This is a genomic window from Streptomyces xanthophaeus, assembly GCF_000725805.1.
Taxonomy (GTDB): Bacteria; Actinomycetota; Actinomycetes; order Streptomycetales; family Streptomycetaceae; genus Streptomyces; species Streptomyces xanthophaeus.
On record NZ_JOFT01000010.1, the window covers coordinates 183,499 to 196,110 of the forward strand.

General features: G+C 74.8%; 8 protein-coding genes. 6 read left to right on the top strand and 2 right to left on the bottom strand.

All coding sequences use genetic code 11. The features are described 5' to 3' along the window. Positions 1 to 60 precede the first annotated feature (60 nt). Complete coding sequence (mfd, locus tag IO30_RS0103185; protein WP_031139012.1) at positions 61 to 3,591, top strand: transcription-repair coupling factor; 3,531 nt, start codon at positions 61 to 63, stop codon at positions 3,589 to 3,591. Between the two features lie 118 nt (positions 3,592 to 3,709). Here the strand turns inward: mfd and IO30_RS44260 are convergent, their stop codons facing one another. Beyond that, on the bottom strand, positions 3,710 to 3,883 hold the full coding sequence (locus tag IO30_RS44260; RefSeq protein ID WP_107065152.1) for an Rv0909 family putative TA system antitoxin: 174 nt from the start codon (positions 3,881 to 3,883) through the stop codon (positions 3,710 to 3,712). A 254-nt stretch (positions 3,884 to 4,137) separates the two neighbouring features. On the opposite strand from IO30_RS44260, the gene IO30_RS0103195 reads away from it, so the two are divergent. The 3 genes from IO30_RS0103195 (at position 4,138) to IO30_RS0103205 (ending at position 8,401) form a co-directional block, all read left to right on the top strand. After that, positions 4,138 to 6,177 carry an N-6 DNA methylase gene (locus IO30_RS0103195; protein WP_031139014.1) on the top strand — a complete coding sequence of 680 codons (2,040 nt, stop codon included), beginning with the start codon at positions 4,138 to 4,140 and terminating at the stop codon, positions 6,175 to 6,177. A 110-nt stretch (positions 6,178 to 6,287) separates the two neighbouring features. After that, on the top strand, positions 6,288 to 6,896 hold the full coding sequence (locus tag IO30_RS0103200; protein WP_037892907.1) for a hypothetical protein: 609 nt from the start codon (positions 6,288 to 6,290) through the stop codon (positions 6,894 to 6,896). Continuing rightward, positions 6,893 to 8,401: a serine/threonine-protein kinase gene (locus IO30_RS0103205; protein WP_031139018.1), complete on the top strand. Its 1,509-nt coding sequence runs from the start codon at positions 6,893 to 6,895 to the stop codon at positions 8,399 to 8,401. Before IO30_RS0103200 ends, IO30_RS0103205 begins: the two co-directional genes overlap by 4 nt. Here the strand turns inward: IO30_RS0103205 and IO30_RS0103210 are convergent. After that, positions 8,389 to 10,791 carry a YfhO family protein gene (locus IO30_RS0103210; protein ID WP_051901817.1) on the bottom strand — a complete coding sequence of 801 codons (2,403 nt, stop codon included), beginning with the start codon at positions 10,789 to 10,791 and terminating at the stop codon, positions 8,389 to 8,391. The two genes, IO30_RS0103205 and IO30_RS0103210, sit on opposite strands and share 13 nt — an antisense overlap. Before the next feature lie 177 nt (positions 10,792 to 10,968). On the opposite strand from IO30_RS0103210, the gene IO30_RS0103215 reads away from it, so the two are divergent. Together IO30_RS0103215 and IO30_RS0103220 are read left to right on the top strand one after the other, a co-directional pair. Beyond that, entirely contained in the window at positions 10,969 to 11,598 is a 630-nt protein-coding gene (locus IO30_RS0103215; RefSeq protein WP_031139021.1) for a SurA N-terminal domain-containing protein, read from the top strand. Between the two features lie 28 nt (positions 11,599 to 11,626). After that, on the top strand, positions 11,627 to 12,610 hold the full coding sequence (locus IO30_RS0103220) for a nucleoside triphosphate pyrophosphohydrolase (protein ID WP_031139023.1): 984 nt from the start codon (positions 11,627 to 11,629) through the stop codon (positions 12,608 to 12,610). Positions 12,611 to 12,612: the final 2 nt, after the last annotated feature.

Here is a 12,612-nt window from a genome sequence, read left to right on the forward strand (position 1 = left end):
CGTGTCGGGTCCTTCGCGTTGCCCCTCCACGCCTCCACCACCGGACGGAAAGCCCCCTTCATGAGCCTGCACGGACTGCTCGACGCCGTCACCCGGGACCCCGCTCTCGCCGAGGCGGTCACCGCGGCCGGGGACGGCAACCGCATGCACGTGGACCTGGTCGGCCCCGCCGCCGCGCGGCCCTTCGCGATCGCCGCGCTGGCCCGGGAGACCGGGCGGACCGTCCTGGCGGTCACCGCCACCGGGCGCGAGGCCGAGGACCTGGCCGCCGCGCTGCGCTCGCTGCTGCCGCCCGACGAAGTGGTGGACTACCCGTCCTGGGAGACGCTCCCGCACGAGCGGCTCAGCCCGCGCAGCGACACCGTCGGCCGCCGGATCGCCGTCCTGCGCCGCCTCGCCCACCCGTCCGGGGACGACCCCGCCGCCGGGCCCGTCTCCGTCGTGGTCGCCCCCATCCGCTCCGTGCTCCAGCCGCAGGTCAAGGGGCTCGGGGACCTCGTGCCCGTGAGCCTGCGCCAGGGCGGCAGCGCCGACCTCGGCGAGATCACCCAGGCGCTGGCCGCCGCCGCGTACGCCCGGGTCGAGCTGGTCGAGAAGCGCGGGGAGTTCGCCGTGCGCGGCGGCATCCTCGACGTGTTCCCGCCGACCGAGGAACACCCGCTGCGCGTCGAGTTCTGGGGCGACGAGGTCGAGGAGATCCGCTACTTCAAGGTCGCCGACCAGCGGTCCCTGGAGATCGCCGAGCACGGGCTGTGGGCCCCGCCCTGCCGCGAGCTGCTGCTGACCGACCAGGTGCGCGAGCGGGCCGCGGCCCTCGCCGAGGCGCACCCCGAGCTCGGCGAGCTGCTGAACAAGATCGCCGAGGGGATCGCCGTCGAGGGCATGGAGTCCCTGGCCCCGGTCCTGGTCGACGACATGGAGCTGCTGATCGACGTGCTGCCCGCCCGGGCGATGGCCGTGGTCTGCGACCCGGAGCGGGTACGGACCCGCGCCGCCGACCTCGTGGCCACCTCGCAGGAGTTCCTGATGGCCTCCTGGGCGGCCACCGCGGGCGGCGGCGAGGCCCCCATCGACGTGGGCGCCGCCTCGCTGCGCGGGATCGCGGACGTCCGCGACCGGGCCCGTGAGCTCGGCATGATGTGGTGGTCGGTCTCCCCCTTCGCCGCGGACGAGACCGTGGGCGGCGACACCCTGGGGCTCGGCATGCACGCTCCCGAGGCCTACCGCGGGGACACCGCCCGGGCGCTCGCCGACACCAAGGGCTGGATCGCCGACGGCTGGCACACCGTCTACCTCACCGAGGGCCACGGCCCCGCCGCCCGCACCGTGGAGGTCCTCGGCGGCGAGGGCATCCCGGCCCGGCTGGAGCCGGACCTGCGCACGCTGGAGCCCAGCCTGGTGCACGTCGCCTGCGGCTCCCTCGACAACGGCTTCGTCGACCCGGCCCTGCGCCTGGCCGTCCTCACCGAGACCGACCTGACCGGCCAGCGCACCGCCACCAAGGACCTCGGGCGGATGCCGACCCGGCGCCGCAAGAGCATCGACCCGCTGACCCTGGAGGCCGGCGACTACATCGTCCACGAGCAGCACGGCGTGGGCCGCTACGTCGAGATGGTGCAGCGCACCGTCCAGGGCGCCACCCGCGAGTACCTCCTCGTCGAGTACGCCCCCGCCAAGCGCGGCCAGCCCGGCGACCGGCTGTACATCCCCACCGACCAGCTGGAGCAGGTCACCAAGTACGTCGGCGGGGAGGCCCCGACCCTGCACCGGCTCGGCGGCGCCGACTGGACCAAGACCAAGGCACGCGCGAAGAAGGCGGTCAAGGAGATCGCCGCCGACCTCATCAAGCTCTACAGCGCCCGCATGGCGGCCCCCGGCCACACCTTCGGCCCGGACACCCCCTGGCAGCGGGAGCTGGAGGACGCCTTCCCGTACGCGGAGACGCCCGACCAGCTCACCACCATCGCCGAGGTCAAGGAGGACATGGAGAAGTCGGTCCCGATGGACCGGCTGATCTGCGGCGACGTCGGCTACGGCAAGACCGAGATCGCGGTGCGCGCCGCGTTCAAGGCGGTGCAGGACGGCAAGCAGGTCGCCGTCCTCGTGCCCACCACCCTGCTGGTGCAGCAGCACTTCGGGACCTTCTCCGAGCGCTACAGCCAGTTCCCCGTCAAGGTGAAGGCGCTGTCGCGGTTCCAGTCCGACACCGAGTCCAAGGCCACCCTGGAGGGGCTGCGCGAGGGCTCGGTGGACGTGGTCATCGGCACGCACCGGCTGTTCTCGCAGGAGACCAAGTTCAAGGACCTGGGCCTGGTCATCGTCGACGAGGAGCAGCGCTTCGGCGTGGAGCACAAGGAGCAGCTGAAGAAGCTCCGGGCCAACGTCGACGTGCTGACGATGTCCGCGACCCCGATCCCGCGCACCCTGGAGATGGCGGTGACCGGCATCCGCGAGATGTCGACGATCACCACCCCGCCGGAGGAGCGGCACCCGGTGCTCACCTTCGTCGGCCCGTACGAGGAGAAGCAGATCGGCGCGGCGGTCCGGCGCGAACTGCTGCGCGAGGGCCAGTGCTTCTACATCCACAACCGGGTCGAGTCCATCGACCGGGCGGCAGCCAGGCTCCGGGAGATCGTGCCCGAGGCGCGGATCGCGACCGCGCACGGCCAGATGTCGGAACAGGCCCTGGAGCAGGTCGTCGTGGACTTCTGGGAGAAGAAGTTCGACGTGCTGGTGTCGACGACGATCGTGGAGTCGGGCATCGACATCTCCAACGCGAACACCCTGATCGTGGAGCGCGGCGACAACTTCGGCCTCTCCCAGCTGCACCAGCTGCGCGGCCGCGTGGGCCGTGGGCGCGAGCGCGGGTACGCGTACTTCCTGTACCCGCCGGAGAAGCCGCTGACCGAGACCGCGCACGAGCGGCTCGCGACGATCGCCCAGCACACCGAGATGGGCGCGGGCATGTACGTGGCGATGAAGGACCTGGAGATCCGCGGCGCGGGCAACCTGCTCGGCGGCGAGCAGTCCGGGCACATCGCGGGCGTCGGCTTCGACCTGTACATCCGCATGGTCGGCGAGGCGGTGGCCGACTACCGGGCTGCGGTCGAGGGCGGGGTGGAGGAGGAGCCGCCGCTGGAGGTCAAGATCGAGCTGCCGGTCGACGCGCACGTCCCGCACGACTACGCGCCGGGCGAGCGGCTGCGCCTGCAGGCCTACCGTTCGATCGCCGCGGCCAACTCCGAGGAGGACGTCAAGGCCGTGCGGGAGGAACTCACCGACCGCTACGGCAAGCTGCCGGAGCCGGTGGAGAACCTGCTGCTGGTGGCCGGGCTGCGGATGCTCGCCCGGGCCTGCGGGGTCGGCGACATCACCCTCCAGGGCCCCAACATCCGCTTCGGGCCGGTGGAACTGCGTGAATCGCAGGAGCTGCGCCTCAAGCGGCTCTACCCGGGGGCGGTGCTCAAGCCCGCGACCTCGCAGGTGCTGATCCCGCGGCCGAAGACGGCCCGGGTCGGCGGGAAGCCGCTGGTCGGGCGGGAACTGCTGGCCTGGACCGGGGAGTTCCTCGCCACGATCCTCGGTTCGTAGTCCCTCGGGCCGTGGGAACGCGGCAGCCGCCCGCGCGGGGGCGCGGGCGGCTGCCGATCCTGCGGCTTTCGGGGGGACAGCGGTGGGGTGAGCGCCCGACGTCGTCGTCGGGCCGGCGTCACTTGTTCGGGTCGTCGTCGATGCCCAGCCGCTGTTCCGCCTGCTGCTGTGCCTTGTCGATCTGATCCGCGTACTTGTTGCCGGTCTTCTCGTTGGCCTCTTGTTCGAGGTTGTCGGAGATGTCCTTGCCCTTGGTCTTGGCCTGGTCCTTGAACCTGTCGAAGATCCCCATGGACGGGCTCCTTCCGTATCCCGTTTGCGACGGTACGCCCGTTCGGGGCCCTGTGCTCGCCGGACCCACGGGCATGTGTGAACCGGGTCAACGGGGTTCGGGCGGTCCTGCGGGATTCACGGTGTGAATCGATCTCTCACGTGTGTACCGGTAGGCTCCCCGGCATGTTCGAGGAGACGGGCGCCGAGCACGCCGCCGCAGACGCCGCAGACGCCGCAGCCGGGGTCCCCGGCGCCGAGCCCGCGGGCGCGGAAGTGACCGCGGCCGAGGTCGCCCGGCTGGCCGGGGTCGGCCGCGCCGCCGTCAGCAACTGGCGCCGCCGCCACCCCGACTTCCCCAAGCCCGTCGGCGGCAGCGAGACCAGCCCCTCCTTCGCCCTGACCGAGGTGGAGCACTGGCTGCGCGCCCAGGGCAAGCTCGCCGAGGTCCCGCTGCGCGAACGCGTCTGGCAGCAGGTCGCCGCCCACCCCGGCGGCGCCGTCGCCGCACTGCTGAAGGTGGGCGGCGCCCTCCTCGTCGTACGGGACCGGCCCACCGACTGGCTGGAGCTGAGCGCCGTCTCCGACGAGCGGATGGCCGCCCTGCTGCGCCCCGTCCTCGACCAGGTCCTCGCCGCCCGCCTCGGGCACGGCCATCCGCTCGCCGCAGTCCCCGTCCCGGCCGCGGCCGTGCCCCTGCTGCGCTCCGCCGCCCGACTCGCCGCCGGGACCGGCGCCCGCAAGACCTTCGAGTTCCTGCTCGGCCGCCACCTCGACGCCAACCCGCGGCAGTACACGCTCACCCCGGACGGCCTCGCCGAACTGATGGCCGCCCTCGCCGGACCGGCCGTCCGCACGGTCCTCGACCCCGCCTGCGGCACCGGCACCCTGCTGCGGGCCGTTCCCGGCGCCACCGCCCTGTACGCCCAGGACTCCTCGCCCGAACTCGCCGCCCTCGCCGCCCTGCGCCTGGCCCTCGCCGGTTCCGCCCGGATCCGGACGGCCGCCGCCGACAGCCTGCGCGCCGACGCCTTCGCGCAGCCCGCCGTCGACGCCGTGCTCAGCCACCCGCCGTTCAACGAACGCAACTGGGGGCACGAGGAACTGGCCTACGACCCGCGCTGGGAGTACGGCTTCCCGGCCCGCGCCGAATCCGAACTCGCCTGGGTCCAGCACGCCCTGGCCCACCTCCGCGAAGGCGGCACCGCCGTCCTGCTCATGCCGCCCGCCGTCGCCGCCCGCCGCTCCGGCCGGCGCATCCGCGCCGACCTGCTGCGCCGCGGCGCGCTGCGGGCCGTCGTCGCGCTCCCGGCCGGCGCGGCCCCGCCCTACGGGGTCCCGCTGCACCTGTGGGTGCTGCGCAGGCCCGCCCCGCAGGCCGCACCCCCGGCAGCGCTGCTACTCGTCGACGGCGCGGTCACCGCCACCGCCTCTGCCGCCCCGGGGCCGGCCGCCGCGGCGGCCGAGGGGCGCGCCCGCACCCCGTGGTCCTCCGTGCACGCCGCGGTCCAGGAGACCTGGGCCGCGTACGACCGCACCGGTTCGGTGACGGAGGTCCCGGGCTTCAGCCGCCTGGTGCCCGTCATCGAACTCCTCGACGACGACGTGGACCTGACCCCGGCCCGGCACCTGCCGCCCCCTGCCGCCGCCGGCACCCCGGCCGAGCTGGGCGCCGTACGGGAGCGCCTCGACGAGAGCCTGGCCCGCGCGGCCCGCCTCACCCCGCCGCCCGCCGCCCCGGCCGCCGAAGCCCCGGCCCGGCCGCCCGTGACCACCGTCAGCGAACTCGTGCGCGCCGGAGCCCTGGCGCTGCACACCGGCACCGGCAGCGGCAGCGGTACGGCGCCCGTCCTCACCGAGCAGGACGTGCACGCCGCCAGCGGCCCCTCGGGGACCCTGGCGCCCGGCGCCGACGCGCCCCTGCTCACCGAACCCGGTGACGTCCTCGTCCCCGTCCTCGGCGGCACCGCCGCCGCCCGTGTCGTCTGCGCGGCCACCGCGGGCGCGGTGCCCGGCCGGGGCCTGGCCCTGCTGCGCCCCGACCCGGCCGCCCTCGACCCGTGGTTCCTGGCCGGATTCCTGCGCGGCACCGCCAACGCCCGCCGCGCCAGCAGCCACGCCTCCACCACCGCCCGGCTCGACGTGCGCCGCGTCCGGCTGCCCCGGCTGCCGCTCGCGCAACAGCAGCGCTACGGCGTCCGGTTCCGCGCGCTCGCCGAGTTCGAGGACGCGCTGCGCCTGGCGGGACGGCTCGGTGAGCAGCTCGTACAAGGCCTCTACGACGGCCTGTCGGACGGCACGGTCCACCCCGACTGAGCGGTTGTGCGGCGACCGTACAACGGTTGGGGCATCACCTCACCGATGGCCGGGGACGCTGTATACGCTCAGACCCGAAATCCTTTCCGCACGGCCTGTCAGGAGCAGCGATGCACGGCCCCGGCCTTCCGCCGCAGCACGGTCACCAGCCCAGCACCGGGGGCGTGGTGGCACTGCGCGTGCTGTTCGCGCTGCTGCCCGTCCTCACCTGCGGCTTCCTCGCCTGGGGGACGATGCTGCGGCTCGCGCTGGTCACCCGCAAGACGGTCGACTGGGTGCTGCTGCCGGTCAGCGGCGCGCTCTCCGTCGGCTGGCTGATCCTGATCGGGATGGACCCCACCGAGGACACCAGCGGCTGGCAGGGCAACCTGGGGGCGGGCGGCTCGCTCTTCACCGGCTTCGCGATCTGCGTGTACTTCCTCGTCGCCGACATCAAGCACCACGAGAACAAGTCCGCGGCGCGGGCGGCGTACTGGTACCCGCAGCAGGCCGCGCCCTACCCGCACCCGCAACCCCAGCAGCGCCCCCAGCCGCCCGTCCAGCGGCCGGCCCAGAGCTACGGCTACCCGCCCGCCCAGCAGCAGCCCCCGGCACAGCCCCCGCTGCCGCCGCAGCAGGCCACCCCGCCGCCGCGGCTCGGGCAGGTCCGCGCCGAACTCGACGAGCTCAGCGAGCTGCTGCGCAACCAGCCGCCCCGCGACCAGGACCCGAACCGGTGACCGACCGCCTCATCGGGGACCGCTACCAGCTCGCGACCGTCCTGGGCCAGGGCGGCATGGGCCAGGTCTGGACCGCCTACGACCGCCGCCTGGACCGGCGGGTCGCCGTCAAACTGCTGCGCCCCGACAAGGTCGCCGGCCCCGGCACCGTCGCCGAGGAACTGCGCCGCCGCTTCGTGCGCGAATGCCGGGTCACCGCCCAGGTCGACCACCCGGGCCTGGTCACCGTGCACGACGCGGGCAGCGACGGCGACGAGCTCTACCTCGTGATGGGCTACGTCGAGGGCGCCGACCTCGCCGACCACCTCGCCGAGCACGACCCGTACCCGTGGCCGTGGGCGGTCGCCGTCGCCGCGCAGCTGTGCGCGGTGCTGTCGGCCGTGCACGCGGTGCCGATCGTCCACCGCGACCTGAAGCCGCGCAACGTGATGATCCGCCCGGACGGCACCGTGCTGGTCCTCGACCTCGGCGTGGCCTCGGTGATGGACACCGACACCACCCGTCTCACCAGCACCGGCTCTCCGATCGGCAGCCCGGCGTACATGGCGCCCGAACAGGCCATGGGCGGCGCGGTGGGCCCGTACACCGACCTGTACGCGCTCGGCGTGCTGCTGTACGAACTCCTCAGCGGCAACGTCCCCTTCGCCGGCTCCACCGCCCTCGGCGTCCTGCACCGCCACCTGTACGAGCCGCCCCTGCCGGTCCGCCAGCTGCGCCCGGAGATCCCGGCCGAGCTGGAGGCGGTCCTGCTGCACCTGCTCGCCAAGGACCCGCAGGACCGGCCCTCCTCCGCGCAGGAGGTGTACGAGGCGCTCGCCCCGCTGCTGCCGGCCCGGGGCAGCGCCGCCCCGGCTGGACCGCTCGACCCGACCCGCCCCTTCCTGCGCCCGCACGCGCCCTGGCCGGACCGGGCCACCGTCATCCCGCCCCAGCCGACCGCCCCTCCGGCGCCCCCGAAGCCGGACGTACCGGGCGCCGTCGACGAGGCCCGCAAACTCCTGGACCAGGGCCGTCTCACCCAGGCCGTGGACATCCTCGGCGGGATCCTGCCGGCGGCGGCTGCCGAGCACGGCGCGCACTCCCCGGTGGTCCGCTCCCTGCGCAAGCAGTACGCCGCCACCCTGATGGACGACGGCCAGTACCGCCGGGCCCTGCCGGAACTGCGCCGTCTCGCCGACGAGTTCCCGGCCGGCGACCCGCAGGCGCTGCGCTTCCGCTACGACTCGGCGCAGTGCCTGGAACAGCTCGGCGAACCGGCCGCGGCCCTGGCGGAGTACCGCTCGCTGCTGCCGCTCTTCGAGAACCACTACGCCAACCCGGACCCCGGCCTCCCCCTGGAGGTCCGCCGCCGCATAGCGCACCTGCTGCTCTCCCTGGGCGACCGTCCGGCGGCCCACGACACCCTGGCCCGCCTGCTGTTCGACGCGGAACGGCTGCACGGCCCGGCACACCCCTTCCCGGCCGAGATCCGCCGCACCCTGCAGTGGCTGGGTCAGGTGCGCTGACGCCTCCTGGCCCGCAGCCAGGACAGCCCGGACAGCCGGGACAGCCCGGACAGCCGGGACAGCCCGGGCAGCCCGTTCAGGGCCGCCAGCACCACCAGGGCCGCCCCCGCGACCGCCGCCCCCAGGAGCAGTCCCGGCGGGCGGAAGGTGCAGGCGAGGGTGGTCGTGCGGCCGTCCAGGGGCAGGGCCACCAGGCCCAGGTGGGCCGCGGCGGGGCGGCCGTTGCAGCTCCACCCCGCGATCGCGGGCACCGACAGGACCGCCGTGCCCCGGCTGCCCGGGGGAAGTTCGGCCCGGACGCCGGAGGACCCGACCCGCAGTGAGGTCGCCGCCGAGGCGCGCAGCCCGGCGACCGCCGCGTCCAGCCGGGTGCGGTCCAGGCAGGACAGGGTCCACCGCGGCGGGGCCGCGTCGAAGACCAGGACCGAGGAAGGTCCCCGGGAGACGCCCATCGGCTGGAGGGCCGCCCGGCCCCGGGGTGCGTTCCCGCGCAGCCGGAAGGCGGCCCCGTCGGCGAGACGGGCCGCCCCGTCGTACTCGGGTGCCCACAGGTGGGCCTCGGTGCCCGCGCGGCAGACGCCCGGCTCGGCCGGGTCCTCGTACACCGTCGCCCCCAGCAGCAGTTCCTGGTTGGCGAAGGGGGACCCGCCGAAGGCGGCGGGCGGGCCGGGCGGGCGGACCGTCACCAGCGGGGGCACCTCGGCGCGGGCGACCGTACCGTCGGGACGCAGCCGGGCGCCGACCGCGAAGAGGGCGTCCGTCACCGGGTTGTCGATGCTCTGGACGTTGCGCCCACGCGAGGTCCAGCCGGCCCCGAGGGCCACCATCGTCTCCGTGAACACCGCGGGGGTGTGGCTGCTGTAGTAGGAGCCGCCCTCCCCGCCCAGCAGCAGCGGATCGTTGCCCGTCAGCGCCGGACGGCCCGGGTCGGTGCGGTACGCGGGCCAGCCCCCGGCCTGCGCCAGCGCCGCGGCGCGGGCGGTGTGGGCGGCGCCCCAGGACGGGTAGTCGTCGAGGCCGCCCAGCTTGCCCTTGTGCCCGTACGCGGCCGTCGCCGCGGCCTGCACCAGCAGCACCAGGGTCAGCAGCCCGGCCGCCGGGACCACCAGGGACCGGCGGCCGAGCGCCCACCACGCGGCCCCGGCCGCGAGCAGCCCGGCGCAGAACAGCAGTTGCCCCGCGGAGGTGACCAGGGCGCTGCCGCGCGCCCACCAGAGCGCCGCCGCCAGCAGCCCCGCCCCGGCCGCCAGTGCCCGCACGCCCGGCAGCCCCGCCGCCAGCCCCGTCCAGGCGGCGATCACGGCGATCCCCGCCAGGACGAAGGTCTGCCGGTACGGGCTGCCGTTCGGCGTCGCGAACAGGTGCCAGGCCAGATGGGCCGGCGCCCACTGGAGGGAGAGCGCGACGGCCGCGGTCAGCCCCGTCCACCACAGCCGGGTGCGCGCGGGCACGGCCCGGTGGAAGGGCAGCGCCGCCACCAGCAGCAGGGTCCCGGTGCCGACGAAGACGGCGGGGGAGGAGAAGGAGTAGGTCCCCGGCAGCATGCGTGCGAACAGGTCCGCCCAGGACACCGGCCGGAACTCCTTGGCCCACCCCGGGTACGCCTGCCCGGAGCTGAGGAAGAGGGGAGCCAGCACGGGCGCCGCGAGGGCGGTCCCGAGGACGGTCGCCGAGGCCGCCCGGCCGACGGCCCGCAGCCGGTCCGCCGCGCCCTCCCGGGTCAGCACCACCCGGACGAGCAGGACCAGCGCCGCGCCCAGGGTCGCCATGTAGGCGGTGTAGAAGTTCGCCGTCCAGCACAGGGCGACCACCAGCACCCCGGCCACCGGGCGGCGTCCGCGCAGGGCCCATTCGCCCGTCAGGCACAGCAGCGGGAAGGCGATCAGCCCGTCCAGCCACATCGGGTTGTAGGAGGCCTCGGCCACCGACCAGCCGCACAGTGCGTACGAGGCTCCCAGCAGCCCCGCCGCCCACCAGGGCCCGCGCCGCTGGGTGCGCAGCAGCCAGGCCATGGCCGCCGCCGCGGCGGCCGTCTTGAGCACGGTGACCACGTACACCGCGAGGTCGATGTCGGCCCGCGGGAAGAGGGCGACGAGCGGCGCGAACGGGCTGGCCAGATAGGTGCCCAGGTCGGGCAGGAAGCCGGTGCCGTAGCCGGACTGCCAGTTGAACAGCAGCCCGCCCTCGGCGCGGCCGTGCAGGAGGTCCCACAGGTGCGCGTGGAAGGGTACGAACTGATTGCCGAGGTCGTTGACGCTGCGGTGGCGCGGCCCGTACGGGAAGACGCGGGCGGCGGCGTCCCCCGCGCACACGGCCAGGGCGGTGACCAGGGCGGCGAGCGCCGAGCCGGACAGGCTCCGGCGGCGCGGCGAGCGGTGCGGTGTCGACATGGTGGGCCGACCCTGGCAGCGCCGGAGGTCGCGATGATGGCCACGGAGTGAACACGAACCCCAACACCCCGGGAATCGTTGGTCGAACCGGTGGCTCGGACCACCCTGACCTCATAACATCGATCACCGCACGGCCCTTGTGCACCGACGCACAATCTCCCGGCCCTGGAGGCTCCTTTGCACCGTCGCACAGCGCTCTCCGTATCCGCCGCCCTGCTCGTGGCGGCCCCTCTGCTGTCCGCCTGCTCCGGCGAGACCCGTCCCGGCACCGCGGCCGTCGTCGGCGGTGAACGGATCACCACCTCCGCGCTCCAGGCCCAGGTCAACGACGTCCGCGCCGCACAGAACCGCGAGGGCCAGGCGGCCGCCGCCGAGCTGATCGCGCGCACCCCCAACCTGGAGCGGCAGAAGCTCGACGCCATCCTCCAGAGCAGGGTCATCGACAAGATGGCCGCGACCGCCGGCGTCTCCGCCACCGAGAAGGAGATCGAGGACGAGCGCAAGCGGTACGTCGACGAGAACCAGGGCGAGGAGGGGTTCGAGGCCCTGCTCCTGCAGAAGGGGGCCATCGCCCCCGGCCAGGCGGAGCGCTTCCTCACCAACCAGGTGCTGCTCACCAAGCTGACCGCCAAGTACGGCCAGGGGAAGCTGGAGGCGCCCGCCCGGGCCGCCGCGGAGGCCCTCGACATCGAGGTCAACCCGCGGTACGGCGCCTGGGACGCCCAGCAGATCAAGCTGGGGAACGGGGAGACCCCCTGGATCACCCAGAAGACCCGGCCCGAGCAGCAGCCCCCCGCCGGAGCCTGACCCCGGCGGCCGGGGGTAGGTTCGCAGGGTGACCGACCACGTACCCGCCGAGCCCACCGGCCGCATCGTCCTGCTGACCACCAGCCACCGGGTCGCCCCCGGCGTGCTGTCCTGGCCCGCGTGGCAGACCCTGCACGCCGCGGACCGGGTCCTGTGCGCCGACCCCGGCCACCCGCAGCTGCCGTACCTGCGCGAGGCGGGCATCGAGGTCGTCCACGAGGACCCGGACGCGCAGGCGCTCGTCGAGGCCTGCGCGGGCGGCCGGACCCTGGTGGTGCTCCCGGGCGGGGAGGGCGACCGGCGGCTGACCGACGGGCTGGCCCGGCTGGCGGGCTCCGGCCGGGTCTCGATGCCCGACCTGGAACTGCTCCCCGGCTCCTACGACCTGCCCGGCGCCCGCCTGCTCGACCTGGTCCAGGTGATGGACCGGGTCCGGCGCGAGTGCCCCTGGACCTCGCAGCAGACGCACCGGGGCCTGGCCAAGTACGCGATCGAGGAGGCGTACGAGCTCGTCGAGGCCATCGAGGACGGGGACCGGGAGGCGCTGCGCGAGGAGCTCGGCGACGTCCTCCTCCAGGTCGTCTTCCACGCGCGCATCGCGCAGGAGCAGGACGATCCCGACGAGGCCTTCTCCATCGACGACGTGGCCGGGACCCTCGTGGCGAAGCTGGTCCACCGCCACCCCCACGTCTTCGGCGACGCGCAGGCCCAGACCCCCGAGGACGTCCACGCGCACTGGCAGCGCACCAAGGCCGTGGAGAAGCAGCGGGAGTCGGTCACCGACGGGGTCCCGCTGGGCCAGCCCGGTCTGGCGCTGGCGGCCAAACTCGCGGGCCGGGTCCGCGCGGGCGCCCTCGCCGTGGAGCTGCCCCGCGCAGAGGGCATCGGGTACGAGCTGCTCGCACTGGCGGCGCGCGCCGAGGCAGAGGGCATCGACCCGGAGACGGCGCTGCGGGCGGCGGCGCGTACCTACCGGGACGCGATCCGGGCCGCCGAGGGCCTCACGCCGTAGGG